Here is a 26,273-nt window from a genome sequence, read left to right on the forward strand (position 1 = left end):
CAGCAGACTGACCATCAAAGCACTGGAAATGGCATGGGAAACGCGTGGTAAACCAGCCGGAGTGATGTTCCACAGCGATCAGGGTAGCCACTATACGAGCAGGCAGTTCCGACAGTTGCTGTGGCGTCACCGGATCAAACAAAGCATGAGTCGGCATGGTAACTGTTGGGATAACAGTCCGATGGAGCGCTTCTTCAGAAGTCTGAAAAAGGAGTGGATACCGGTAACGGGCTACATAAGCTTCAGCGAAGCAGCTCATGAAATTACCGACTATATCGTGGGATATTACAGCGCACTCAGGCCGCATAAATATAACGGTGGATTGCCACCAAACGAATCAGAAAATAGATACTGGAAAAACGCTAACGCGGTGACCAGTTTTAGTTGACCACTACACATTTCAGAGATTATAACGATGTGCAGCGCCTTCTGGCATCTTTACCTCATCCGCACCGCCCGCGGCATGCTTTATACCGGTATTACCACTGATGTTCAGCGGCGTTTAGACTAACATCCGCGCGGCGGCGCCGCCAAATTGCTGCGCGGCAAGGGCCCGCAGCCGCTGGTATTTCAGAGCACGGCGGGCGATCGCAGCAGAGCTGCTGCGCCGGGAATACAGGGTAAAGCAACTATCGCGGGCGTAAAAAGAGCGTTTCGTTGCCTTACAACGAGCAGGCTTTGCCATATTTTGGGCTGCAGCGCTGCGAAAGCGCAGCGCCCACGCGGCGCGCGGCAGGAAAACCCGCACCCACCCGCTGATACCCAGCAAACACCAGAGGCACAGCCGGCGGCAACCGAAGGGGTAATCCGTGGTTAACCCGCGCCATGGGCGAACGGTGCCGGCCAGGAGACCTCTCCGCTGACGCCGTCGAGGGCGCTTTCCGCCAATCGGAATAGTTGGAACGCCGCTTCGGTACCGGGCCAGGGCGTGCGCAATTGCCAGCGCGCGGCGGGCTCAAAGCCGAAACGATGAAACCAGGCGGGATCCCCCAGTGTAACCACGGCGCTGTAGCCAAATTCGTTAAGCGTATCCAGCCCTTCATAGACCAGACTGCGGCCGATGCCCTGGCCGCGCCAGGCGCCATTCACCGCCAGCAGCGCCAGCGCCACCCACTGGTGATCCTCGCCGTCGATCCATACCGGGCAATAGGCGGCGTAGCCGATGACCCTGCCCTCGTCGTCCGTCGCCACCACGCCCAGGGTCAGCAGCCCGCCCTCTCGCAGCACGCGCACCAGGGCAGCCTCGCGGTCCCGATTGAACGCCCGCTTAAGCAGGCCGTCGATGCCCGGCGCGTCGAGCGGGATTTCCATTCGTATCAGCAAGAGTAAGTTATGCGATAACCGTCGGCGGCGATCGCGTCCTCTTTCAGGCCAGCTTCCACCAGGTCGGCCAGCTGTTGCAAAGCCCGGCGCAGCAGGGCCGGCATGTGCTCAGGGTCGGTAGCGTCCAGCAGGTTTTTGACCCTGAGACCGAGTTCCGTATCCCCTTCGATACGCAACCGACGCTGGAAAAACAGCGCATCCGGATCTTCGCGTCCAGCGGCAATCAACAATAAACCGTTGGACTGGCTCGAGAAAATGACGTCGGGCGTCGCATGCTGACTGACCTGGAACTGACCGTCGCGTAGCGTCATCGCCCAGTTAAAGCACAGGTCGACGACTTCTATTTGCAACCAGCTGCCCTCAAAAAAATCCAATTCTCCTTCCGCCAGCGCTGAGGGAAACTGCCAGGGTAAAACCTGTTCAAGAACCTGGCGCCGCACGGCAAACGGGGTCAGTTTTATCGGCAAGCGCAACAGCGATAGCCCCCGGCGCACCAGCTGTGCTTGTAGTTTATCCCACACTGTTTTCACTCCTTAAAAAAGTTATTGCTTATTTTGCCACGGCGGCCGGCGCACGCAGGGACCTATATCAATATTTCGAACAAAAACGTCATGATTTCGCCACCGCCGCGGCGGTTTTCCCCCGGCATTACGCCATAAACTGCCCCAAATCAAAATCCTTTCTTCCACTTTTATTTACAATTACCGGCGTGCCTGCGGGGCAAATGCTGTGAATTCAGCCTATTGGCCCGGAATAATTTCTTGCCCTTGCCAGCTATGGCAACGGCCGGCCACTTCTTGGGAGCTTTATGGAACTGCTCTGCCCGGCCGGTAACCTACCGGCACTCAAGGCGGCGATTGATAACGGCGCCGACGCGGTGTATATCGGCCTGAAGGACGATACTAACGCCCGTCATTTCGCTGGCCTTAATTTCACCGCTAAGCGCTTACAGGAGGCGGAGCGCTATGTGCAGCGTCATGGACGCAAGCTGCATATCGCCATTAACACGTTTGCCCATCCAGACGGTTACGCCCGCTGGCAGCGCGCGATCGACACGGCGGCGCAAAACGGCGCCGATGCGCTGATTCTGGCGGATTTGGCAATGCTGGCCTACGCCGCTGAACGCTATCCCACTCTCGAACGTTATGTCTCGGTGCAGGCTTTTCCGCCACCAATTAGGCGGGGATCCGCTTTTATCAGCAGCAGTTTGACGTGGCGCGGGTGGTTCTTCCGCGCGTGCTGTCGATGCATCAGGTGAAACAGCTCGCGCAGGTCAGTCCGGTTCCGCTGGAGGTCTTTGCCTTCGGCAGCCTGTGCATTATGGACGAGGGACGTTGCTACCTGTCTTCCTATTTGACCGGCGAATCGCCCAACACGGTCGGCGCCGGGTCGACGGCGCGATTTATCCGCTGGCAGCAAACCGCCGCCGGAATGGAAGCTTAGCTGAACAATGTGTTGATTGACCGCTACCAGCCGAATGAAAACGCCGGTTATCCGACCTTGTGCAAGGGCCGCTATTTCGTGGAGGGTCAGCGCTATCACGCCCTGGAGGAGCCGACCAGTCTGAATACGTTGACGCTGCTGCCGGCGTTGTTGGCAGCCAACAACGCCTCGGTGAAGATTGAAGGCCGCCAGCGCAGCCCCGCCTATGTCAGCCAGGTCACCCGCGTCTGGCGGCAGGCGATCGATCGCTGCCGCGCCAATCCCGCCGCTTACCAGCCGGAAGAGGCCTGGAATTAGGCGCTAGCGACCATGTCGGAAGGCGTCCAGACCACCCTCGGCGGGCGTACCCCACCGCCGCTGGCAGTAACAGGAGAGACGACTATGCGCTATTCCCTCGGACCGGTGCTGTATTATTGGCCGAAACAGACGCTGGAAGCCTTTTACCAGCAGGCGGTGGCAAGTCAGGCCGATATCCTTTATTTTGGCGAAAGCGTCTGCAGCAAGCGCCGATTGATGAAAAGCGACGACTGGCTGGCGCTGCCCAGAAGCCTGCTGCCGAGCGGCAAGCAGATCGTTATCTGCACGCTGGCGCTTATCCAGGCGCCCTCCGAGCTGACCAAGCTCAAGCGTTATCTGGATTTTACTTGAGGCCAACGATCTCGGCACGGTACAGCTGGCGTATGAACAGCAGCTCCCCTTCGTCGCCGGCCCGGCCCTGAATTGTTATAACGCCTATACGTTGCGCATTTTGCTCAAACAGGGCATGGCTCGCTGGTGTATTCCCGTCGAACTGTCGCGCGAATGGTTGAGCAACACGCTGGCGCAGTGCGAGGAGCTGGGGATCCGCGATCGTTTTGAGGTGGAAGTTTTCAGCTATGGCCATCTGCCGCTTGCCTGGTCGGCACGTTGTTTCACCGCCCGTTCGGAAAACCGGCCGAAGGATGAGTGCGAAACCTGCTGTATTCATTACCCCCAGGGGCGGCCGGTCATGACGCAGGAGCAGCAACAGGTCTTCGTGCTGAACGGCATGCAAACCCAGAGCGGCTACTGTTACAATCTCATCAATAAACAGGTATTAATGGCGAGTCTGGTGGATATGGTACGCCTGTCGCCGCAAGATCTGTCCACGCCAGAACAGGTAGCGGCGTTTCGTGCCAACCAGCAGGGGGATCATCCCGCAGCGCTCAGCGGTCAGAAGGACTGCAACGGTTACTGGCGCCGCATCCCGGGTCTGGCGCTGGTGGAATAACGCCGCTTATGCCGTAAGCACCACGCCGGCGAGGGGACAATCCCCGTTATGGAAACATCGCCGCTTGATAAGCGCCGTCGTAGCGGCGACGCTACGGTTTGGTTTGGTTTGGTTTGGTTTGGTTTGGTTTGGTTTGGTTTGGTTTGGTTTGGTTTGGTTTGGTTTGGTTTGGTTTGGTTTGGTTTGGCAATTATACCTCTTCGTGACGCCAAAGCCATCTTTTGGTAACGGGTGTGGATGTCTGCAAGGCCTCTCCCATCACGGCGGCAGCAGACCTGGCACCCTTGACGATGGCGGTCGGCAACACCTAATAACCAGAACAAATAATGGGCTATCGCTGCCTGATGTTTTAGTTAATACTCATAGGTATCATTAGCCAACAAAGTTGCGGCGTAGACAACCTGTAAGTATGGTCATGCTGACCATACAGACACCCATTCCATTTTCCGTGCTGGATCTTTCCCCAGTGCCGCAAGGCGCGATGCCGCGCGATGCCTTCAACGCCTCTCTAAATTTGGCGCGCCACGCCGAGCAATGGGGCTACAATCGCTATTGGATGGCGGAACATCACAATATGACCGGCATCGCCAGCGCCGCCACCTCGGTATTGCTGGGGCATATTGCCGGCGGCACCACGACCTTGCGCGTCGGCTCCGGCGGCGTCATGCTACCCAACCACTCGCCGCTGGTGATTGCCGAACAATTCGGCACCCTGGAGACGCTCTACCCCGGCCGGGTGGATTTGGGACTGGGTCGCGCGCCGGGTACCGATCAGCGCACCATGCTGGCGCTACGCCGCCATCTTGCTAATGAAGTGGATAATTTCCCGCACGATGTACAGGGATTGATCGGCTACTTCGAGATGTGAAACCGGGCCAACCCGTGCAGGCGGTGCCGGGCCAGGGGCTGCAGGTTCCGATTTGGCTGCTTGGCTCAAGCCTTTACAGTGTGCAATTGGCGGCGGCGATGCGCCTGCCCTTCGCCTTTGCTTCGCATTTTGCGCCGGACATGTTGTGGCAGGAGCTGAGCCTGTATCGCGAGCATTTCAAACTGGCGCGCACCCATGGCGGAGCCTCATGCCATGGTCTGCATCAATGTGATCGTTGTCGACAGCGAGCGCGACGCCCGTTTCCTGTTCAGCTCGATGCGGCAGCAATTTATCAACCTGCGCCGCGGCCGGCTGGGGCGCTGTCGCCATCGCGGCGCGGCGTCCGCTGACCGTCACGGCTGAAACGGCGTTCTCCGGCGCCAGCGCCCTCACGACGATCGCTGAAGCTGCGGCGGCCGCCAGCGCGGCGTTCACCGCTGTAGTTGCCACGACCGGCGCCCGGGCCGCCGCGCGACTGCGCTTCACCGATGAACTGCATATTCATCGGCTTGTTGAGAATACGCGTGCGGGTGAAGTGAGACAGCATTTCACCCGGCATGCCTTTCGGTAGTTCTATGGTCGAGTGCGAGGCGAACAATTTGATATTGCCGATATAGCGGCTGCTGATATCCCCTTCGTTAGCGATCGCGCCGACGATGTGACGGACTTCCACTCCATCATCACGGCCCACCTCGATACGGTAGAGATCCATTTCGCCCACATCGCGCCGTGAACGGCGCGGTGGACGCTCGCCACCTTCCCGGCGCTCGTCACGCTCGCGGAATTCGCGGTGCGGACGGCGTTCAATCACCGGATCTGGCGGCAGGATCAGCGGACGTTCACCCTGGGCCATTTTCAACAGCGCCGCGGCTAGTGTTTCCATATCAAGCTCTTCTGCCGGCTGCAATTTTGCCAGCAGCGCGCGGTACATATCAAGATCGCTGCTTTCCAGCTGGTTTTGCACCTTGGCGGCAAACTTGGCCAAACGACGGGTGCTCAGCACTTCGGCTGTCGGCAGGTCCACTTCCGGGATGGTCAGCTTCATGATGCGCTCAATATTGCGCAACAGACGGCGCTCGCGGTTTTCCACGAACAACAGCGCCCGGCCAGCGCGGCCGGCACGACCGGTACGGCCGATACGGTGCACGTAAGATTCGGAACCCATTGGAATATCGTAGTTTACCACCAGGCTGATGCGATCAACGTCCAGGCCGCGGGCGGCGACGTCGGTGGCAATCAGAATATTCAGACGGCCATCCTTCAGGCGATCCAGCGTCTGCTCGCGCAGCGCCTGGTTCATGTCGCCGTTCAGGGCGGCGCTGTTATAACCGCTACGTTCAAGCGCTTCGGCCACTTCCAGTGTCGCGTTTTTGGTGCGCACAAAGATAATGGCGGCGTCGAAATCTTCCGCTTCCAGGAAACGTACCAGCGCTTCGTTCTTGCGCATACCCTGAACCGTCCAGTAGCTCTGGCTGATATCGGGACGGGTGGTCACGCTGGACTGAATGCGCACTTCCTGCGGTTCATTCATGAACCGGCGAGTGATGCGGCGAATCGCTTCCGGCATGGTGGCGGAGAACAGCGCAATTTGATGCTCCGCGGGCACCTGCGCCAAAATGTTTTCGACGTCTTCGATAAAGCCCATGCGCAGCATTTCATCGGCTTCGTCCAGCACCAGTCCGCTCAAATTGGACAAATCCAGCGTACCGCGTTTCAGATGATCCACCAGACGGCCCGGCGTGCCAACCACGACCTGCGGTCCCTGGCGCAGCGCGCGTAATTGCACGTCATAACGCTGACCACCGTACAGGGCGACCACGTTGACGCCTTTCATATGCTTGGCGAAATCGGCGCAGGCTTCTCCTACCTGCACCGCCAGTTCGCGGGTCGGTGCCAGAACCAGCACCTGCGGCGCGGCCAGTTCAGGTTTGATATTGTGCAACAGCGGCAGGGAAAAAGCCGCGGTTTTACCGCTGCCGGTCTGCGCCATCCCCAATACGTCACGGCCGGTCAGCAGGTGCGGAATACAGGCAGACTGGATGGGCGACGGCTTTTCATAACCGAGATCGGTCAGTGCGTTAAGGATAGGAGCTTTCAGCCCCAGATCGGCAAAAGAGGTTTCTACTTCAGACATGTACACGTGCCTCATTTCTTAATGGCGGCCAGTCTACATACCTCGTCGTGAAAATCTTCATTCATTTTCATCAAAAGTGTGAACCGGCTCAAATTAGATTTATAACGAAAAAACAAGCCCTTACCCTCTCAGGTGAAACAAAGAGAATGCCGGCTGCTTAAGTTTTATTCGTCAGCTATTGCTGGTCCGATTCTGATAGGTCGTCTTGCCCTTGGCCCAAAAGCGCCAATTCCAACAATGCATAACGGTGCTCAACAAAGTTATGCACGTTGTTAGCAACCGTCAGTTTGAACAGCGCCGAAGCGGCGTTCTTGTCCCCCAGACTCAGGTAATATTTACCTAAATAGAAGTCAGTTTCACTGAGATGCTCGGCGAGCGAAGTGTTATCCGTTGCGTCCGCCTTGAGGCGCGCCATCAGCGTCGATTTGCTAATGTTCCCCAGGCAGAACTCGACAATATTCCATCCCCATTGCCCTTTATTCGCCCTCACATAACGGCTTTGCAGCGCGTTACGTGCCTTCCCGTCGTCGATTTTTTTCTCGACCAGGAAAAGCCATAGCGAGCGGAAGGGATCGTTTGGGTCGTCGCGATAAAACGCCTGCAGATCACCCTGCGCTAAACGGTAGCGGCCGCCATAGTACAGGGCGATGCCGCGGTTTAAATACGCGCAGTTGTAAGTTGGATCAAGCTCTAGTACAGAATCAAACGCTTCATAGGCGGCATCATAATTACCCGCCTGCGTTAAGTATATGCCAAGATAATTGAAAACTTCCGGCATATCGGGTCGGGTTGCCAGCGCCTGTGAAAAATCATTGCGCGCCAGCGCTCTCAGCCCAAGATTATCATACAGCACTCCGCGCTCATATAATAGCTGTGCTCGTTCATCATCGGTAAGGGCCCGGCTCGCCAGTATTTGTTCCATACGCGCCAGGATGACTTCTTGCTGTAGCGTAGGCTGCAAAGGGACGGCCAGAACGCTATCTTTACTCCGCCAATCACTGTTGCTGCATCCTGCCAGCATTAACGCCATTGCAACGAACCACCAGCGCAAGTAAGGCCTCATTTCCCACTCCCGAAGAAAAACATTGGATGAACGTCCTGTCCTCCATCGGTTTAACACAAGGCGTCCCGCCCTTGTGATACGAACAGCTCCCCACCGGGGCAAGGAGCTGTCAAATGCGCTAACAGTTTAAGGCTATTCTGCTTCAGGCACCATGGCGTCCTGGCTGGGGGCACTAGCTTCCTTAATACTCAGGCGAACACGACCCTGACGGTCCACTTCCAGGACCTTAACCGGCACTTCTTGGCCCAGCTCCAAATAATCAGCCACTTTCTCTACACGCTTATCGGCAATCTGGGAGATATGCACCAGCCCTTCTTTGCCACCACCGATGGCAACGAAGGCGCCGAAATCGACGATGCGGGTCACTTTACCATTGTAAATGCGGCCCACTTCGATTTCGGCGGTGATCTCTTCGATGCGACGGATGGCGTGACGGGCTTTATCGCCGTCGGTGGCCGCCACTTTCACGGTGCCGTCATCTTCGATTTCGATTGTCGTGCCGGTTTCTTCCGTCAGCGCGCGGATAACCGAGCCGCCTTTACCAATCACATCCTTGATCTTATCGGGACTGATTTTAATGGTATGGATACGCGGTGCGAATTCGGAAATATCGCCACGCGGCGAGCTAATCGCCCGCTCCATCACGCCCAGGATATGCATACGCGCACCCTTGGCCTGATTCAGCGCCACCTGCATGATTTCGCGAGTGATGCCTTCAATTTTGATGTCCATCTGCAGCGCGGTTACGCCTTCACGGCTGCCGGCAACTTTGAAATCCATATCGCCCAGATGATCTTCATCGCCCAGAATGTCGGATAACACGACAAAGTTGTCGCCTTCTTTCATCAGACCCATGGCGATACCGGCAACGGCCGCCTTGATGGGCACCCCCGCGTCCATCAGCGCCAGCGACGCGCCGCACACGGAAGCCATGGAGGAGGAGCCGTTCGACTCGGTGATTTCCGATACCACGCGCACGGTATACGGGAATTCGCTGGCGTTTGGCATCACCGCTAGAACACCGCGTTTCGCCAGTCGGCCGTGGCCGATTTCGCGACGCTTCGGCGACCCCACCATGCCGGTTTCGCCGACGCAGTACGGAGGGGAATTATAGTGTAGCAGGAAACGGTCTGTCCGTTCACCTGTCAATTCATCAATATTCTGTGCATCGCGCTCGGTGCCTAGGGTGGCGGTGACCAACGCCTGGGTTTCACCGCGGGTGAACAGCGCCGAGCCGTGGGTTCGCGGAAACACGCCGGTCCGCACGTCCAGGCCACGAATCATGTCTTTTTCACGGCCGTCGATACGTGGTTCGCCACGTAGCACGCGGCTACGCACGACGCTTTTCTCAAGCGCGCCTAGGATGTCCTTGATCTCACCTGCGTCCAGCGTCTCATCCTGCCCCGTCAAGGCCTCAACGACATCAGCCTTGATAGCGTCAACCGCGGCATAGCGCTTTTGTTTTTCGGTGATGCGATAGGCGTCGCCCAGACGGGACTCCGCCAGTTCGGCGACCCGCGCCTGCAGGCCAATGTTAACGTCCTGTGCCTGCCACTGCCATTTCGGCTTGCCGGCTCCAGCCACCAGCTGATTAATGTTATCGATCACGATCTGCTGCTGATCGTGGCCGTAAACCACGGCGCCCATCATCTGATCTTCGCTCAGCAGCTGCGCTTCGGATTCCACCATCAGCACGGCGTTCTGGGTACCAGCAACGACCAGATCCAGACGGCTTGTCGCCAGTTCGGCCTGAGTCGGGTTCAGCACATACTGGTCATTGATGTAGCCAACGCGTGCGGCGCCGATAGGGCCGCTGAACGGAATACCGGACAGGCTCAGCGCGGCGGAAGCGCCAATCATCGCCACGATATCTGGGCTGACCTGCGGGTTAACCGAGACCACGGTGGCGATAACCTGCACTTCGTTCAGGAAACCTTCCGGGAACAGCGGACGGATAGGACGGTCAATCAGGCGCGAAATCAGCGTTTCGCCTTCGCTTGGACGGCCTCCTTCACGGCGGAAAAATCCGCCCGGGAAACGGCCCGCGGCGTAGGTCCGCTCCTGATAGTTGACGGTCAGCGGGAAGAAGCTCTGTCCCGGTTTTGCTTGTTTGGCGCCCACGATGGTCACAAATACCGCCGTGTCGTCCATGCTTACCATGACTGCGGCAGTCGCCTGACGGGCCATCATACCGGTTTCCAGCGTGACGGTATGCTGGCCGTATTGAAACTTGCGAACAATCGGATTTAGCAAAATGATTTCCTTTTTCAAAGGGCGCGGCGCTTTTAATCAGACCGCCCACCGTTGACTAACACCTTCTCATCGCATCCTCGCGACTAATGACTATCCTTATCCCAACGGATAAAGCTACTCATTAGCCGCGCGGACCTCAGCAATGGAAGAATCTACTTAGCGTTCATCGCCGTGCGGACGAGACCGGCCCCGGGATGAGCGCTGCCTAGAAGAAAGGGGCCACATAAGGCCCCTTTCTCCTGAAACTGTCTGGCTTAGCGACGCAGACCCAGGCGTTCGATAAGGCTGGTGTAACGCGCCGCATCTTTGCCCTTCAGGTAGTCGAGCAGCTTACGACGCTGTGAAACCATACGCAGCAGACCACGGCGGCTGTGATGATCTTTTTTGTGTTCCGCAAAATGGCCCTGCAAATGGCTAATCTGAGCGGTTAAAAGAGCAACCTGAACTTCAGTGGAACCGCTGTCTTTGGTATCACGGCCGAAATCAGAAACAATTTTCGCTTTCGCTTCAACACTTAGAGACATTATAATACTCCAAAATGATTGTGAAATAGATGGGCGCCGATCTCTAATTCAGCCACCCGCTTCATAAGCCGCGCTATTCTACTCTCAGCCCGTGCCGATCGCAAGGCGATTACATGATCAGGCACGCGGTTCCGTTATCAGGCGGCGCGGCGTCAGCCAGCCCGGTGCGGCGATTTCGCCGATGCCGAAAAAGCACCCGGCGTCCCCTTCGGTCAGGCGTACCAAACCGGCCTGCGGCTGCGCTGTAATCGCTACCGTTTGCCCAAGGCGCACCCGCGCGGCGAGATCAGACGGCAGATTGACCGCCGGTATATCCGCCACCGCGCTGTCCATCGGCAACAGCAGCGCGTCCAGCCGTGCCAGGGTTTCCGGCGCTTCCGGCGCGTCGGCGGCAATGGCCTGCAGCGCCGCAAGCGTGACCATACGCTTGGTGGGGTAGCGGGCAACCGCCAGCCGACGTAGCGCCGTGACGTGCGCGCCGCAGCCGAGGCGTTCACCCAGATCATCGATAATGGTACGGATGTAAATGCCTTTAGAACAATGAATTTCCAGTTCCACCTCCGTCACATCCCAGTGGTGTAACTGTAAATTGTACACGTGGATAGGACGCGCCTCACGCTCTACCGTGATGCCTTTGCGGGCGTACTCGTACAGCGGACGCCCCTGATGTTTCAGCGCGGAAAACATGGACGGCATCTGGCTGCTTTCACCGCGGAAGTGGTTCAGCGCCGCCTCCAGGCGTGCCTTATCCAGCGATACCGGACGGACGCTGACCGTCTGGCCCTCGGCGTCGGAGGTATCGGTGCGTTCGCCGAGCCGGGCGGTGACCCGATAGCGTTTATCAGCCTCCAGCAGATGCTGGGAAAACTTGGTCGCCTCGCCGAGGCAGACGGGCAGCATGCCGGTCGCCAGCGGATCAAGCGCACCGGTGTGCCCGGCTTTATTTGCGCGAAACAACCGTTTGACCTTTTGCAACAGGTCGTTGGACGATAGCCCGAGCGGTTTATCCAGCAGGACGATGCCGTCAATATCACGGCCACGGCGACTTGGACGGCCCATCAGTCTTCCTTATCCTCGCTATCCGTCTCATCCGTCGGGCTTGCGCTCCGGCGCAGGCGATCATTTTGCACCACCTGGCTCACCAGATTAGACATGCGCATGCCTTCCACCAGCGAATTATCGTAGGCAAAGGTCAATTCAGGTACGACGCGCAGGCGCATGGCTTTGCCCAGCAGGCTGCGGATGAAACCTGCCGCATCCTGCAGCGCCCGGACGCCGGTTTTGACCTGCTCAGGGGTATTGTCGTTCAGAAAGGTAACAAATACTTTGGCACAAGCCAGATCGCGCGACACTTCTACGCCTGATACCGTCGCCATGCCGGCGCGGGGATCTTTGATTTCGCGCTGCAGGATGATGGCGATTTCTTTTTGCATCTCCTGGGCGACGCGCTGGGTGCGGCTATATTCTTTGGCCATGGTAAATTTTCCAGACAAGCAGGGGGGCTGTTCGCCCCCTGTGATGTGCGCTGCCGATAACGCGTTATCAGGCAATGGTACGTTGGATCTCGATGGTTTCAAACACTTCGATGACGTCGCCTGAGCGAACGTCATTGTAGTTCTTGACGCCGATGCCGCACTCCATGCCGTTACGCACTTCGTTGACGTCATCTTTGAAACGACGCAGCGACTCCAGTTCACCTTCGTAGATCACCACGTTTTCACGCAGGACGCGGATCTTGTTGTGACGCTTCACCACTCCTTCCGTCACCATGCAGCCCGCGATAGCGCCGAACTTCGGTGAACGGAACACATCGCTCACTTTCGCCAGACCGATGATTTCCTGTTTGTATTCCGGCACCAGCATGCCGCTCATCGCCTGTTTGACTTCGTCAATCAGATCGTAGATGACCGAGTAATAGCGTAGAGCCTGGTTTTCCGCTTCGATAACGCGACGGGCGGACGCATCAGCACGCACGTTAAAGCCCAGCAGGATAGCGTTGGAGGCTGCCGCCAGCGTCGCGTCGGTTTCGGTAATGCCGCCCACGCCGGCGCCGACAATCTTTACTTTCACTTCGTCGGTGGACAACTTCTCCAGCGCATCGCTGATCGCTTCGGCGGAGCCCTGTACGTCAGATTTCAGCACGATGTTCAGCTCGGACACTTCCCCTTCCGTCATGTTGGCGAACATGTTTTCCAGCTTGGACTTCTGCTGGCGCGCCAGTTTGACTTCACGGAACTTGCCTTGACGGTACAGCGCCACTTCACGCGCTTTCTTCTCGTCGCGCACCACCGTCGCTTCATCACCGGCTGCCGGCACCCCGGACAGTCCGAGGATCTCAACCGGAATCGAGGGGCCGGCGGAGGCGACATCACGACCCACTTCGTCGCGCATGGCGCGCACGCGGCCGTACTCGAAACCGCACAGCACAATGTCGCCCCGGTTCAGGGTACCTTCGCGAACCAGCACGGTAGCAACCGGACCACGGCCCTTGTCCAGGAAGGATTCAATAACCACGCCGCTGGCCATACCGTTGCGGATCGCTTTCAGCTCCAGCACTTCCGCCTGCAGCAAGATAGCGTCCAGCAGTTCGTCAATGCCCGCGCCGGATTTGGCGGAAACATGTACGAATTGGCTTTCGCCGCCCCACTTTTCCGGAATGACGCCGTATTGGGTCAGCTCATTCTTGACCCGATCCGGATCCCCTTCCGGTTTATCGATCTTGTTGACCGCAACCACCATCGGCACTTTGGCCGCTTTGGCGTGCTGAATGGCTTCGATGGTCTGCGGCATGACGCCGTCGTCGGCGGCCACCACCAGCACCACGATATCCGTCGCCTGCGCACCGCGGGCGCGCATTGCGGTAAAGGCCGCATGCCCCGGGGTATCCAGGAAAGTGATCATGCCGTTATCGGTTTCCACATGATAGGCGCCGATATGCTGGGTGATGCCACCCGCCTCGCCTGCCGCCACTTTAGTTGAGCGGATATAATCGAGCAGCGAGGTTTTACCGTGGTCGACGTGACCCATGATGGTCACCACCGGCGCGCGGGATTCCGCAGCGGCGGAGCTGCCGGTATCGCGATTGGACATCACCGACTCTTCCAGTTCGTTCTCACGGCGCAAAATCACCTTGTGACCCATTTCTTCCGCCACTAATTGCGCGGTTTCCTGATCGATCACCTGGTTGATGGTCGCCATAGCGCCCAGCTTCATCATAACTTTGATGACCTGAGAGCCTTTCACCGCCATCTTGTTGGCCAGTTCCGCCACGGTAATGGTTTCGCCGATGACGACATCGCGGTTCACCGCCTGCGCCGGCTTGTTAAAGCCCTGCGTTAGCGTGCTAGGTCTACGTTTGCCCTTGCCGCCACGGCCCACGGCACGCGCTTCTTCGCGATCGGCCTTGGATTCAGACAGACGGCTGGTCTTTTTTTGCTTGGTCGCTTTACCGCCGCGGGTGCGGCTGCGGCGATCGCCTTCCACTTTGCGATCGTTTTCGTCTTCGGCTTCCCGGGCATGATGGGAGGTAGTAACGTGGTAATCGGTGGTATCTTCTTCGGCCGGCTCAGGCGCGTTATCCCAGTTGCGGCCGCGTTCTTCGGCCATACGACGCGCTTCTTCCGCGACCTGGCGCGCCTTTTCTTCGACCTTGCGACGCGTTTCCTCTTCCGCTTCACGTCTTAGCTCCGCGGCTTCGGCTTCACGGCGAGCTTTTTCAGCCGCCTGTGGTGACTTGGTCATAGTATTGGTCTGCTGGTTAGTCAATTTATCACTTTCCGCTGCCACACGCTTCGCCTGTTCAGCGGCCTCACGCTTGGCCTTATCTTCGGCGTCGCGTTGCGCTTTTTCGGCGGCTTTGCGCTGGGCCTGCTGCTGAGCCAGCTCTTCCGCTTCACGTCTGGCCTGTTCTTCCGCTTCAGCCTGCTCTTGCGCCTGCGGATCGCGTTGTACATAGGTGCGCTTTTTGCGCACTTCGATTTGCACCGACTTACTTTTACCGCCGGTGCTGGGAATATTCAAGGTGCTGCGCGTTTTGCGCTGCAAAGTTAACTTATTGGGCGCCGCGCCGCGATCGCGGTTCAGGTGCGCCAGTAAGGTTTCTTTTTCCTGCTGGGTCACAGGGTCTACTGCGGTTTTATCAATGCCCGCATCAGCAAATTGCTGTACCAGGCGATCGACCGGAGTCTGTATTTCAGCGGCGAGCGATTTTACGGTTACATCTGTCATGCTGTTCCTTTCCTGCTACAGTTTATTACGCGTTGTCGCCAAACCAGCAAATATTGCGCGCGGCCATGATAAGTTCGCCGGCTTTTTCACTACTCAGCCTTTTAATATCTGACAGGTCGTCGACACCCTGTTCGGCAAGATCTTCCAGCGTACAAACACCCCGCGCCGCCAGTTCGAACGCCATGTCGCGCTCAAGTTCAGGCAGACCCAGTAGGTCTTCAGCCGGTACGCCCGCGCCGCGGTTTTCTTCCTGCGCAAGCGCAAGCGTGGTCAGCGCATTCTTCGCCCGTTTGCGCAGCGCTTCCACCGTTTCCTCATAGAGCCCTTCAATTTCCAGCAGTTCATTTATCGGTACGTAGGCCAGCTCCTCAAGGGATGAGAAACCTTCCTCCACCAGCACCGTCGCGAACTCTTCATCGATATCCAGATTACGGGTAAAGATATCGATCGCCGCATAGGCTTCAGCTTGATGTTTTGCCTGCAGATCCTCTACCGTCATTACATTTAGCTCCCAGCCGCTGAGCTGGGAAGCCAGCCGGACATTTTGTCCGTTGCGGCCGATAGCCTGGGCAAGATTGCCTGCTTCTACCGCGATATCCATGGTGTGCTTGTCCTCGTCCACCACAATGGAAGCGACATCGGCAGGCGCCATGGCGTTGATAACAAACTGGGCCGGATTATTATCCCACAGCACGATATCAATGCGTTCGCCGCCCAATTCGCTTGAAACCGCCTGAACGCGCGCACCACGCATACCCACGCAGGCGCCGACCGGATCGATGCGCTTGTCGTTGGTCTTCACGGCAATTTTCGCCCGTGAGCCCGGATCGCGGGCGGCGGCCTTGATTTCAATCACTTCTTCACCGATTTCCGGTACTTCAATACGGAACAACTCGACCAGCATCTCCGGCCGTGACCGGCTGACAAACAGCTGCGCGCCGCGCGCTTCCGGGCGGACCGAATACAACACGCCGCGGATACGGTCGCCAGGCCGGAAATTTTCTCGCGGCAACATGTCCTCACGGCCAATGACCGCTTCAGCATTGCTGCCCAGATCGAGACTGATGCTGTCCCGGTTCACTTTTTTCACCACGCCGGTGACGATCTCGCCTTCGTGGCTGCGGAACTGATCGACCACCATCGCCCGTTCGGCTTCACGCACTTTTTGCACGATTACCTGTTTGGCGGTTTGCGTGGTAATGCGGTCAAACACCACCGACTCAATTTCATCTTCGATATAGCCGCCAAGCTGCGCCGTAGGATCGTCAAACTGCGCCGCGTCCAGCGTAATTTCCCGGGTGGGTTGAGTCACTTCGTCCACAATGAGCCAACGGCGGAAGGTATCGAAGTCCCCCGACTTACGATCAATGCTGACGCGAACTTCGATTTCCTGTTCGTATTTTTTCTTCGTTGCCGTGGCCAGTGCCGTCTCTAGCGCCTCGAAAATCTTTTCCCGCGGGACGGCTTTCTCGTTGGACACTGCCTCAACAACAGCCAGAATTTCTTTATTCATCCTAGTTGCCTCAGTAAAACGTTAAAAGTGGGGTACCAGGTTCGCTTTCTGGATATTGTGCAAAGCGAACACTTCATCTTTTCCATCCACCGTCACCGTGATCATTTCACCGTCGACCGCTTTGATGATCCCCTGCCATTTACGGCGGTTTTGCACTGCGATACGCAGCACCACGCTGACGTCGCTCCCGGTAAATTGGCGATAATGCGCGGCGGTAAACAGCGGGCGATCCAGACCCGGTGATAAGACCTCGAGGCTATAGGCCACGGAGATGGGGTCTTCGACGTCCAGTACTGCGCTGACCTGGTGGCTTACATCAGCACAATCATCAACGGTGATGCCCTCGTCACTATCAATATAAATGCGTAGCCTCGACTGGCGGCCACGAATAAATTCAGTACCCACCAGCTCAAACCCCAGGGCTTCCACGGGTGCAGTGATCATCTCTGTCAATTTTTGTTCTAATGTAGACAAGGCCACCCCGAAGACATAAAAAAAGGGCTAATTAGCCCAGTATTACTGTAGTGAAATAACAAAAAACCCCGAAAAAATCGGGGCGTTAAGTGACTGGACCCTGTAAACCGCAGGCGGCTTCGAAACCATTTCAGAAGAATCATTTTTCAAATGCCTGTGATGGTAAACCTAACGCCTACAGACAGTATATTTGAAAAAGCACTCTAAGGGAATGTGGTTGCGGGGACCGGATTTGAACCGACGACCTTCGGGTTATGAGCCCGACGAGCTACCAGGCTGCTCCACCCCGCGTCCGAAACCGCTGAAAATGCTACGCTGATAGCCCCAAAAAAGCAAGTTATCTCTGGGATTGGTACCGAGGACGGGACTTGAACCCGCAAGCCCAATCGGGCACTGCCACCTCAAGGTAGCGTGTCTACCAATTCCACCACCTCGGCACTTTCTATCGGATCTTACGCTTCTTTACCGTTGCCCGGCAGGGCAACGCTTAACGCTTACTGCGGAATATCGTTACCCGGTTTTGCCGGCGCTTCGGCTGCTGCCTTATCCGCCTGCTGAGCCTGATTTAGGTTATCCCACTGGCTGCCTTTCTGACCATGGTTGCTGCTCAGGTTGCCCAGCACCAGGCTGAGAACGAAAAACAGCGTTGCCAGCACGGCCGTCATACGAGTCATGAAGTTACCGAAATCGCTTGAACCGAACAGGGCGCCAGAGGCGCCTGCACCGAACGAGGCCCCCATATCAGTACCTTTACCTTGTTGCAGCATGATCAGCGCAACCAGGCCGACGGCTACCAACAGGAACATGACTAACAGAGCTTGGTACATAATTTTTTAGTATCCTAGCTGTAACCACCGCACGTTAAGCTATCGCAGCCTTAATACGGCACCTGATGTCGCCGACTGAGGCGAGTGTGAATACTAACCAAAGCGCCCCTCGCGTGCAAGGGCATTTTACGGCTGGCTGACCGTTTGCGGAAAAAAACGCGAGTACCGCTCGCCGCTCAGGCTTCGCCGCCGACCGGCGGCGCCGACCAACACCCCGGCGGAGGCGGGCGCGCTCGGTTAATGCTCGCCGTAACCCGCAGCCTCCGCCATAGCGCGCACCGCGACAGCACCCGATCTGCACCTCAGCCCGCGGCTTTCACCGCGTCAGCGATGTGATGCGCCAGTCGGCTGACCTGCTCGGTATCTTCCCCTTCCACCATGACGCGAATAAGAGGCTCGGTGCCCGACTTGCGCAGCAGCACCCGTCCGCGCCCGGCCAGTTGCTGCTCCACTTCGTCGCTGGCCTGTTTCACCGCCGCCGACGCCAGCGGATCGTGTTGCCCGGCGAAGCGCACATTGACCAGGATCTGCGGCAGCAGGCGCATGCCGCTGCACAGATCATGCAGATTCATGTGGTTGCCGACCATCGCCGACAACACCTGTAACCCGGCGATGATGCCGTCGCCGGTGGTCGTTTTGTCAAGCAAGATGACGTGACCGGAGTTTTCAGCGCCGATGCGCCAACCTTTTTCCTGCATTTTCTCCAGCACATAGCGGTCGCCGACGCGAGCGCGCACGAAAGGCACCCCCAACTGCTTCAGCGCCAGCGCCAGCCCCATATTGCTCATCAGCGTGCCTACCACGCCGCCAGACAGCTGGCCCTGGCGCAGTTTTTCCCGCGCGATGACATACAGGATCTGGTCGCCATCCACTTTCTGACCCAGGTGATCGATCATAATTACCCGATCGCCATCGCCGTCATGGGCAATGCCCAAATCAGCCTTCTCCGCCAGTACCCGGCTTTGCAACAGGCGAACATCGGTAGCGCCGCACTCCTGGTTGATATTCATTCCGTCCGGCTGGCAACCGAGAGTCACCACCGTCGCGCCGAGCTCGCGCAACACGCTGGGCGCGATGTGGTAGGTTGCGCCATTGGCGCAGTCCGCGACAATCTTCAGCCCCTTAAGGCTTAAATTACCGGGAAAAGTTCCTTTGCAAAATTCGATATAGCGCCCGGCCGCATCGACTATGCGGCTAGCTTTGCCCAGCTCCGCCGATTCGACGCAGGTCAGCGGTTTGGCCAGCTCCGCCTCAATGGCCTCTTCCACCTCGTCAGGCAATTTGGTGCCGTCGATGGAGAAAAACTTGATGCCGTTGTCGTAAAACGGATTATGGGAGGCGGAGATCACAATGCCGGCCTCGGCGTGGAAAGTACGGGTCAAATAGGCGATGGCCGGCGTCGGCATCGGGCCGGTAAACGCAGCGGAAAGCCCTGCCGCCGCCAATCCCGCTTCCAGCGCTGACTCCAGCATGTAGCCGGAAATACGGGTATCTTTGCCGATAATGATTTTTCGCGAGCCGTGGCGCGCCAGCACCTTGCCGGCGGCCCAGCCGAGCTTGAGCACAAAATCCGGCGTAATGGGGATGTCGCCGACTCTGCCACGGATGCCGTCAGTGCCGAAATATTGATGATTACTCATTGAAAATGGGTTTCCTTCGCTGTAAGCGTGGCTTCCACCACACGCATTGCTTCCACGGTTTGCCTGACGTCATGGATTCGGATGATCTGCGCCCCCTGCAGCGCGGCGATAACCGCGCAGGCGACGCTGCCTGAAACCCGCTGTTCTGCCGGAAGATCCAACAATTCCCCTATCATTGATTTACGCGACATCCCCACCAACAGCGGCAGCCCGAGATGATGCAAATCACCCAGCCGGGCCAGGAGGCGATAATTATGCGCCAGGGTCTTGCCGAAACCGAAGCCCGGATCGAGCAACAGTCTATTTTTAGTAATGCCGGCAGCTTCACAGCGCGCAATTTGCTGTGAGAGAAAAGCCTCTACCTCTGCCAGCACATTCTCATAATGCGGCGCCTGCTGCATGGTCCCCGGCTCGCCCTGCATATGCATCAGACAGACGGGCAGCTGGCTGGCGGCAGCGGCGTCCAGGGCACCTGGTTCACTGAGCGCGCGAATATCGTTGATCAAATGGACCCCGGCCGCCGCGCTTTCACGCATCACCAGCGCTTTGGAAGTATCCACGGAAATAAACGTATCAAAACGTTCCGCCAGCGCCGCCACTACCGGCACTACACGCGCTGCTTCCTCTTCATCGCTGACCGCCTGCGCCCCCGGGCGGGTGGATTCGCCACCAATATCGATAAGGGCCGCACCGGCCGCCAGCATCGCCGCGGCATGATCGATGGCGTCGGCCAAGCGCTGAAACTTGCCGCCGTCGGAAAACGAGTCCGGGGTTACGTTGAGGATCCCCATGACCCGGGGCACCGCCAGGCTAAGGGTGCTCTCTCGCGCAATAAGTTGCATAACGGCGTTTCCTTATGCTGTGCACACTGTTGGTGGCCATCTTAACATGTTAAGCTCAAAAAAAGCCCCGCGTGTCGTATAACGCGGGGCTTTCGGTATTAGCGCGCCGGGTTTTTAAACCAGCGCAAGGGACCCTTAGCGGTTGCCGTATTGTTCCGACATGGTGTTGCCAGGATTCGGCGTGCGCGCCTCGTCTACCGGGGTCGGCGCGCGCGGCGTGCCATCATCGCCGCTATTGCCGGAAACTGTGTCGTCCCAGCCCGCGGGCGGACGAACCGCTCTGCGGCCCATCAAATCGTCAATCTGCGGCGCATCGATGGTTTCATATTTCATCAACGCATTCTTCATGGCATGCAAGATATCCATATTTTCCGTCAGCAGCGCGCGGGCGCGGACATAGTTATGCTCAATCAGCGATTTTACTTCCTGATCGATAATACGCGCCGTTTCATCGGACATATGCTTCGCCTTGGCCACCGAACGGCCGAGGAACACTTCGCCCTCTTCCTCCGCGTACAGGAGCGGACCGAGCTTTTCAGAGAACCCCCACTGGGTCACCATATTGCGGGCGATGGAGGTTGCCACCTTGATATCGTTAGACGCCCCGGTGGACACCTTCGCCGGACCGTAAATGATCTCCTCGGCCAGCCGGCCGCCGTACAGGGTTGAGATCTGGCTTTCCAGTTTCTGGCGGCTGGCGCTGATGGCATCCCCTTCCGGCAGGAAGAAGGTTACTCCCAGGGCACTGCCGCGCGGGATAATTGTCACTTTATGCACCGGATCATGCTCCGGCACCAGGCGGCCGATAATTGCATGGCCGGCTTCGTGGTAGGCGGTAGACTCTTTTTGCGCCTCGGTCATCACCATCGAACGGCGCTCGGCGCCCATCATGATTTTGTCCTTGGCCTTCTCGAATTCCACCATAGATACCACGCGTTTACTGCCGCGGGCGGCGAATAGCGCCGCTTCGTTCACCAGGTTGGCCAAATCGGCCCCCGAGAACCCGGGCGTACCGCGTGCAATCACCGACGCATCCATATCGGGCGCCAGCGGCACGCGACGCATGTGCACTTTCAGAATCTGTTCGCGGCCGCGGACATCGGGCAGACCGACCACGACCTGGCGGTCGAAACGGCCCGGGCGCAGCAGCGCTGGGTCCAGCACGTCGGGCCGGTTGGTCGCGGCGATAACGATAATGCCCTCGTTGCCTTCAAACCCGTCCATTTCCACCAGCATCTGGTTCAGGGTCTGTTCGCGCTCGTCATGGCCGCCACCGAGGCCTGCGCCGCGCTGACGCCCGACGGCGTCGATTTCATCGATAAAGATGATGCAGGGCGCCGCTTTTTTCGCCTGCTCGAACATGTCGCGCACGCGGGAGGCGCCGACGCCGACGAACATTTCCACGAAGTCCGAACCGGAAATGGTGAAGAACGGAACTTTGGCTTCCCCCGCAATGGCCTTGGCCAGTAGCGTTTTACCGGTTCCGGGCGGCCCTACCATCAGCACGCCTTTGGGGATCTTGCCGCCCAGCTTCTGGAAACGGCTCGGCTCGCGCAGGTAATCCACCAGCTCGCTGACTTCTTCCTTGGCTTCATCACAACCGGCGACATCGGCGAACGTCGTCTTAATCTGATCTTCCGTCAGCATCCGCGCCTTGCTCTTGCCGAACGACATCGCGCCTTTGCCGCCGCCGCCCTGCATCTGACGCATAAAGAAGATCCAGACCCCAATCAGCAATAGCATCGGGAACCAGGAGATAAAGATAGACGCCAGCAGGCTGGGTTCTTCCGGCGGCTCGCTTGCGACTTTGACGTTTTTAGTCAAAAGGATATCAAGCAGCTTGGGATCGTTGACCGGAATATAGGTGGTATAGCGGTTACTGTCTTTTTTCGTAACGGTGATTTCACGACCGTTAATACGCGCTTCCCTAACCTGATCCTGATTCAATTCGGACATAAAGGTGGAATAATCCACTTTACGTCCATTGGACTCGCTGGGCCCAAAGCTCTGGAATACCGACATCAGTACGACTGCGATAACTAACCAGAGAATCAGGTTTTTCGCCATGTCACTCAAGGGATTAACCTCATATTACAACGGTGTTAACAATTAGCGTAGGGTACTATAGTTTGCGCCCTGTCGCCACAATGTACACTTCGCGGGAACGGGCCCGGGAAGCGTCTGGCTTACGGATTTTTACTTTCGTAAACAGGGAGCGAATTTCCCGCAGGTATTCATCAAAACCTTCTCCCTGAAAGACTTTAACCAGGAAACTCCCGTTCGGTGCCAGGACATCCCGGCACATATCCAGCGCCAGTTCCACGAGATACATAGATTTGGGAATGTCGACCGCCGGTGTACCGCTCATATTGGGTGCCATATCGGACAACACCACTTGCACCTTCTGCTCGCCTACGCGTTCAAGCAGGGCCTGCAGCACCAGGGGGTCAGGAAAATCCCCCTGGAGAAAGTCAACGCCTATTATCGGATCCATCGGCAGGATATCACAGGCGATGATACGCCCTTTGCCGCCGATTTGCGTGGCGACGTACTGCGACCAGCCGCCGGGCGCCGCGCCCAGATCCACCACGGTCATCCCGGGCCGGAATAGCTTGTCGCTCTGCTGTATTTCATCAAGTTTAAACCAGGCACGGGAACGCAGTCCTTTTTTTTGTGCCTGCTGAACGTATTTATCGCTAAAGTGTTCCTGCAGCCAACGGCTGGAGCTTGCAGAACGCTTTTTGGTCGCCATCTTATTTCCCAACTATCTTAAAAGAATGTAGCGGTGGAAAGAATTGGCCGCCCATGCGCCAAATCGCCAGACGCCGATTTGGCGATATGTATGAGATGGCGGTGGAATATGCCGCTTTCAATCCCAACCTAAGTAAAAAACATAAATGAATCTAAATAATAAGCAAAAACAGCAATTTAATGGGCTAGCTAATTCGCTGAAGCCTGTCGTCATGCTGGCCGAAATTGAACAGGCGCTGGAGCATTATGAGCTTATCAAGGTGAAAATTGCCGCGGAAGAGCGTGAGACCAAAACGTTGATTGCCGATGCTATCGTTCGTGAAAGCGGCGCCAGCAAGGTTCAGGTCATTGGCAATATTCTGGTGCTGTACCGGCCGGCTGCAGAGCGGAAAATTACGTTGCTCCGCTAACATCATCTTTTCTGATGGAAAGATGCCACTCTCCGACCCACAGGAAAAGGCCACCCGCGGCCTTTTGCTTTTCTTTACAAAGCCGGCGGCGGCCTGCGGGAGTAAAAGCGGGCGGTGGCCGGCTACGGCGCCGCCCGGAGGCTTACAGATATTCCACCTTAAGAATTTCGTACTCCACCTCGCCACCCGGGGTCTTGATGACCACGATATCCCCTTCTTCCTTGCCCACCAGTCCGCGGGCAATCGGCGAATTAATGGAAATCAGGTTTTGCTTGAAATCGGCCTCATCGTCGCCAACGATGCGGTACGTTTGCTTCTCTTCGCTATCAAGGTTGTCTACGCTGACCGTCGCGCCGAAAATGACGCGGCCGCTCGGGACCAGTTTGGTCACATCAATCACTTGTGCATTGGACAGTTTGGCTTCGATTTCCTGAATGCGGCCTTCACAGAAGCCCTGTTGTTCCCTGGCGGCATGGTATTCGGCGTTTTCTTTCAAATCGCCGTGTTCGCGGGCCTCAGCGATAGACCGGATAATTTCGGGGCGGCGGACGCTTTTGAGATATTCGAGCTCTTCCCGCAGTTTTTCAGCGCCGCGCAGGGTCATCGGAATCTGGTTCATAATTATACCTCTAGATAAATTCTTCCTGCTAAAATAATCGCCGTCCTGGCGTGACGGACGCTGGCGCGACGCGCGTTTGGCACTCGCTGCTCACCAAGCACAAAGCAAAAGGAAGCAACCCCGGAATCGCCCCCCAGGCCAGCCTCAGTTTTGCATTTTGATCGTATTCTACCGCAGAGTTCGGTGTGGGTCATCGTTTACTTTATCCCTGTTTGCACCGTAGTATGACAGCACGTTACTTTGCCGTTGCCCAAAATTATGCGTTTTTTACGAATTGTCATAGAATTGACCAGTGTTTTCATGCTTTCCGCACAGGCGGCACCGGTTAAAACTATACGGAATACCTGCCCGACGGCGCCAATCTCTGGCGCTGATGGTGCAAAAAGCGGGGGCTCCGCAACCCACCATTGATTATCACAGTCAGCAGATGGCGCTGCTCCCCAGCACGATGAAACTGCTCACCGCCCTCGCGGTATTGCTGCAACTGGGGGCGGATTACCGCTTTACCACTACGCTCGAGGCGGCCTCTGCGCCGGTAGAGGGGTGCGCGGCAATCTGACCGCGCGCTTCGGCGGCGATCCCACGTTCACTCGCCAGCGCTTACGCAATATGGTGGCCGAACTGCACAAGCAGGGCATCAAGCAAATCACCAGCGATCTGATTATCGATACGTCGGTGTTTGCCAGCCATGATAAAGCGCCTGGCTGCCCCTGGAACGATCTGACGCAATGTTTCAGCGCCCCCCTAGGCGCCGCCATCGTCGATCGTAACTGCTTCTCGGTGTCGCTTTACAGCGCCCGGACGGCCAGCGAGCCGGCCTTTATTTGCGTTGCTTCCTAAATTACCCGGTGCACATGTTCAGCCAGGTGCGTACGCTGGCATCGCGGCGACAGCGATGCACAATATTGCGAGCTGAACGTGGTGCCGGGAGAGCTGAACCGCTTTACCCTTACCAGCTGCATGACCCAGCGCGCCGAATCGTTACGCTGGCGTTCGCCATTCAGGACGGCGCCAGCTATGCCGGCGCTATCCTCAAAGACGAATTGCAACAGGCGGACATTACGCTGAACGGCACCTTACTGCGCCAGACACAACCCAGCGCGCCGGGGCAAATTCTGGAGCAATCCTCTTCCGCGCGGCTGCATGATTTACTGCATATTATGCTGAAAAAATCCGGCAATATAATTGCCGACACGGTTTTTCGCATGATTGGCCACGAACGCTTCAAGGTGTCGGGCACCGGGCGCGCCGGCTCGCTGTAGGGCGTGTATAATCTAGCGGGCTTTATTACCACCGCCAGCGATCAACGTATGGCGTTTGTGCAATATCTTTCTGGTTATGCGGTACCGCCCGCGGGCAGCGCTGGCGCCGCGTTCCCCTGGTACGCTTCGAGAGCCGGCTGTACAAAGATATCTACCAAAACAATTAGCCGTATTCCGCCTGGCCGCGCCGCGTGTCGGCTGGGCGAGAGTATTCCTGGCTATAAACGGCCGGCGATGATTTTCTCAAACAGCGGTTGCAGATGGCGGTTATCAGTTCCTCGATGCGTCGCAGAGTGCTGTTGTCATTATACGGGTATAGGGGGCGGCCCTGACCAATATCCACGATGAACTGGGCGGTACAGTCGGCATTATCCATAATGATATTTGCCCGCAGCATCTTGTCTGCTCTTACCCGCTCGATAAATTCCAGCGGCGTCAAGGGCCGCAAATTGCAGAAATTCTCATAGCCTTTCTCACAAAGGGTTTCGCATAGAGTAGCGCCTCGTTATTGCGTGAATTTGTAGTGTAGTGGTCAACTAAAACTGCCCACCGCGTTAGCGTTTTTCCAATATCTATTTTCTGATTCGTTTGGTGGCAACCCACCGTTATATTCATGCGGCCTGAGTGCGCTGTAATATCCCACGATATAGTCGGTAATTTCATGAGCTGCTTCGCTAAAGCTTATGTAGCTCGTTACCGGTATCCACTCGTTTTTCAGACTTCTGAAGAAGCGCTCCATCGGACTGTTATCCCAACAGTTCCCCCGCCGACTCATGCTTTGTTTGATCCGGTAACGCCACAGCAACTGTCGGAACTGCCTGCTCGTATAGTGGCTACCCTGATCGCTGTGG

At 57.2% G+C, this 26,273-nt stretch carries 24 protein-coding genes, 2 tRNA genes and 5 pseudogenes; 9 read left to right on the top strand and 22 right to left on the bottom strand.

All coding sequences use genetic code 11. The features are described 5' to 3' along the window. Together ACTBDU_RS09575 and ACTBDU_RS09580 are read left to right on the top strand one after the other, a co-directional pair. Positions 1–388 (top strand): DDE-type integrase/transposase/recombinase (locus ACTBDU_RS09575; RefSeq protein WP_438806306.1); only part of this gene is annotated, 388 nt, incomplete at its 5' end. Between the two features lie 27 nt (positions 389–415). Then, positions 416–644, top strand: a pseudogene (locus ACTBDU_RS09580) (GIY-YIG nuclease family protein). A gap of 169 nt (positions 645–813) precedes the next feature. Here the strand turns inward: ACTBDU_RS09580 and ACTBDU_RS09585 are convergent. Together ACTBDU_RS09585 and ubiT are read right to left on the bottom strand one after the other, a co-directional pair. Beyond that, entirely contained in the window at positions 814–1,323 is a 510-nt protein-coding gene (locus ACTBDU_RS09585) for a GNAT family N-acetyltransferase (protein WP_438806307.1), read from the bottom strand. Then, positions 1,317–1,844, bottom strand: a complete 528-nt coding sequence (gene ubiT, locus ACTBDU_RS09590; protein WP_438806308.1) for a ubiquinone anaerobic biosynthesis accessory factor UbiT — start codon at positions 1,842–1,844, stop codon at positions 1,317–1,319. The genes ACTBDU_RS09585 and ubiT overlap by 7 nt, the downstream gene beginning before the upstream one ends. Here ubiT and ACTBDU_RS09595 point away from each other — a divergent pair. The 5 genes and pseudogenes from ACTBDU_RS09595 to ACTBDU_RS09615 all read left to right on the top strand — a co-directional run. Beyond that, positions 1,823–2,056 carry a hypothetical protein gene (locus ACTBDU_RS09595; RefSeq protein WP_438806309.1) on the top strand — a complete coding sequence of 78 codons (234 nt, stop codon included), beginning with the start codon at positions 1,823–1,825 and terminating at the stop codon, positions 2,054–2,056. The genes ubiT and ACTBDU_RS09595 overlap by 22 nt on opposite strands. Before the next feature lie 75 nt (positions 2,057–2,131). Then, a pseudogene (gene ubiU, locus ACTBDU_RS09600) lies at positions 2,132–3,060 on the top strand (ubiquinone anaerobic biosynthesis protein UbiU); the annotation flags it as partial. Positions 3,061–3,147: 87 nt separating this feature from the next. Beyond that, positions 3,148–4,015: pseudogene (locus tag ACTBDU_RS09605) on the top strand (U32 family peptidase). Positions 4,016–4,063: 48 nt separating this feature from the next. Then, positions 4,064–4,243 (top strand): hypothetical protein, encoded by a 180-nt coding sequence (locus tag ACTBDU_RS09610; protein ID WP_438806310.1) that lies wholly within the window; start codon positions 4,064–4,066, stop codon positions 4,241–4,243. Between the two features lie 187 nt (positions 4,244–4,430). Continuing rightward, a pseudogene (locus ACTBDU_RS09615) lies at positions 4,431–5,204 on the top strand (MsnO8 family LLM class oxidoreductase); the annotation flags it as partial. Here ACTBDU_RS09615 and ACTBDU_RS09620 read toward each other — a convergent pair. The 17 genes from ACTBDU_RS09620 to rlmE all read right to left on the bottom strand — a co-directional run bounded on the left by ACTBDU_RS09620 (position 5,176) and on the right by rlmE (position 23,132). After that, positions 5,176–7,017 carry a DEAD/DEAH family ATP-dependent RNA helicase gene (locus ACTBDU_RS09620; protein WP_438806311.1) on the bottom strand — a complete coding sequence of 614 codons (1,842 nt, stop codon included), beginning with the start codon at positions 7,015–7,017 and terminating at the stop codon, positions 5,176–5,178. The pseudogene ACTBDU_RS09615 and the gene ACTBDU_RS09620 sit on opposite strands and share 29 nt — an antisense overlap. 11 nt (positions 7,018–7,028) lie before the next feature. Next, complete coding sequence (gene yrbN, locus ACTBDU_RS09625) at positions 7,029–7,088, bottom strand: protein YrbN (protein WP_438806328.1); 60 nt, start codon at positions 7,086–7,088, stop codon at positions 7,029–7,031. 104 nt (positions 7,089–7,192) lie between these two features. Next, positions 7,193–8,080 (bottom strand): lipoprotein NlpI, encoded by an 888-nt coding sequence (gene nlpI / locus ACTBDU_RS09630; RefSeq protein WP_438806312.1) that lies wholly within the window; start codon positions 8,078–8,080, stop codon positions 7,193–7,195. 132 nt (positions 8,081–8,212) lie between these two features. After that, positions 8,213–10,333 carry a polyribonucleotide nucleotidyltransferase gene (gene pnp / locus ACTBDU_RS09635; protein ID WP_438806313.1) on the bottom strand — a complete coding sequence of 707 codons (2,121 nt, stop codon included), beginning with the start codon at positions 10,331–10,333 and terminating at the stop codon, positions 8,213–8,215. A 254-nt stretch (positions 10,334–10,587) separates the two neighbouring features. Further along, positions 10,588–10,857 (bottom strand): 30S ribosomal protein S15, encoded by a 270-nt coding sequence (gene rpsO / locus ACTBDU_RS09640; RefSeq protein ID WP_438806314.1) that lies wholly within the window; start codon positions 10,855–10,857, stop codon positions 10,588–10,590. A gap of 117 nt (positions 10,858–10,974) precedes the next feature. Beyond that, positions 10,975–11,916, bottom strand: coding sequence for a tRNA pseudouridine(55) synthase TruB (gene truB, locus ACTBDU_RS09645; protein ID WP_438806315.1), 942 nt, complete (start codon positions 11,914–11,916; stop codon positions 10,975–10,977). Continuing rightward, a complete protein-coding gene (gene rbfA, locus ACTBDU_RS09650) occupies positions 11,916–12,332 on the bottom strand; it encodes a 30S ribosome-binding factor RbfA (protein ID WP_438806316.1) in 417 nt (138 codons plus the stop codon). The genes truB and rbfA overlap by 1 nt, the downstream gene beginning before the upstream one ends. 67 nt (positions 12,333–12,399) lie before the next feature. Then, on the bottom strand, positions 12,400–15,084 hold the full coding sequence (infB, locus tag ACTBDU_RS09655) for a translation initiation factor IF-2 (RefSeq protein WP_438806317.1): 2,685 nt from the start codon (positions 15,082–15,084) through the stop codon (positions 12,400–12,402). A gap of 25 nt (positions 15,085–15,109) precedes the next feature. Beyond that, a complete protein-coding gene (gene nusA, locus ACTBDU_RS09660) occupies positions 15,110–16,597 on the bottom strand; it encodes a transcription termination factor NusA (RefSeq protein ID WP_438806318.1) in 1,488 nt (495 codons plus the stop codon). 21 nt (positions 16,598–16,618) lie between these two features. Then, positions 16,619–17,071, bottom strand: coding sequence for a ribosome maturation factor RimP (gene rimP / locus ACTBDU_RS09665; RefSeq protein WP_438806319.1), 453 nt, complete (start codon positions 17,069–17,071; stop codon positions 16,619–16,621). A 214-nt stretch (positions 17,072–17,285) separates the two neighbouring features. Next, positions 17,286–17,362 (bottom strand) — tRNA-Met (locus tag ACTBDU_RS09670). Between the two features lie 59 nt (positions 17,363–17,421). Continuing rightward, positions 17,422–17,508, bottom strand: a tRNA-Leu gene (locus ACTBDU_RS09675). Positions 17,509–17,565: 57 nt separating this feature from the next. After that, entirely contained in the window at positions 17,566–17,898 is a 333-nt protein-coding gene (gene secG, locus ACTBDU_RS09680) for a preprotein translocase subunit SecG (RefSeq protein ID WP_438806320.1), read from the bottom strand. 302 nt (positions 17,899–18,200) lie between these two features. Then, on the bottom strand, positions 18,201–19,538 hold the full coding sequence (glmM, locus tag ACTBDU_RS09685; protein ID WP_438806321.1) for a phosphoglucosamine mutase: 1,338 nt from the start codon (positions 19,536–19,538) through the stop codon (positions 18,201–18,203). Then, positions 19,535–20,380: a dihydropteroate synthase gene (gene folP / locus ACTBDU_RS09690; protein ID WP_438806322.1), complete on the bottom strand. Its 846-nt coding sequence runs from the start codon at positions 20,378–20,380 to the stop codon at positions 19,535–19,537. Before folP ends, glmM begins: the two co-directional genes overlap by 4 nt. A 135-nt stretch (positions 20,381–20,515) precedes the next feature. Next, positions 20,516–22,447, bottom strand: a complete 1,932-nt coding sequence (gene ftsH, locus ACTBDU_RS09695; protein ID WP_438806329.1) for an ATP-dependent zinc metalloprotease FtsH — start codon at positions 22,445–22,447, stop codon at positions 20,516–20,518. 55 nt (positions 22,448–22,502) lie between these two features. Next, on the bottom strand, positions 22,503–23,132 hold the full coding sequence (gene rlmE, locus ACTBDU_RS09700; RefSeq protein ID WP_438806323.1) for a 23S rRNA (uridine(2552)-2'-O)-methyltransferase RlmE: 630 nt from the start codon (positions 23,130–23,132) through the stop codon (positions 22,503–22,505). A 145-nt stretch (positions 23,133–23,277) separates the two neighbouring features. On the opposite strand from rlmE, the gene yhbY reads away from it, so the two are divergent. Continuing rightward, positions 23,278–23,541, top strand: coding sequence for a ribosome assembly RNA-binding protein YhbY (yhbY, locus tag ACTBDU_RS09705; RefSeq protein WP_438806324.1), 264 nt, complete (start codon positions 23,278–23,280; stop codon positions 23,539–23,541). Positions 23,542–23,683: 142 nt separating this feature from the next. Here the strand turns inward: yhbY and greA are convergent, their stop codons facing one another. Next, entirely contained in the window at positions 23,684–24,160 is a 477-nt protein-coding gene (greA, locus tag ACTBDU_RS09710) for a transcription elongation factor GreA (RefSeq protein ID WP_438806325.1), read from the bottom strand. 258 nt (positions 24,161–24,418) lie between these two features. Here greA and dacB point away from each other — a divergent pair. Continuing rightward, a pseudogene (gene dacB / locus ACTBDU_RS09715) lies at positions 24,419–25,589 on the top strand (D-alanyl-D-alanine carboxypeptidase/D-alanyl-D-alanine endopeptidase). On the opposite strand, the gene ACTBDU_RS09720 reads toward dacB, so the two are convergent. Both ACTBDU_RS09720 and ACTBDU_RS09725 read right to left on the bottom strand, forming a co-directional pair. Next, the gene (locus ACTBDU_RS09720; RefSeq protein ID WP_438806326.1) at positions 25,586–25,819 is read right to left on the bottom strand and encodes a hypothetical protein; all 234 of its coding nucleotides are present in this window, start codon (positions 25,817–25,819) and stop codon (positions 25,586–25,588) included. The pseudogene dacB and the gene ACTBDU_RS09720 sit on opposite strands and share 4 nt — an antisense overlap. A gap of 135 nt (positions 25,820–25,954) precedes the next feature. After that, a partial coding sequence (locus tag ACTBDU_RS09725) for an integrase core domain-containing protein (RefSeq protein WP_438806327.1) occupies positions 25,955–26,273 on the bottom strand: 319 nt, incomplete at its 5' end.

The sequence above is a fragment of the Sodalis sp. (in: enterobacteria) genome (assembly GCF_051710625.1).
Classification (GTDB): Bacteria; Pseudomonadota; Gammaproteobacteria; order Enterobacterales; family Enterobacteriaceae; genus JBPESN01.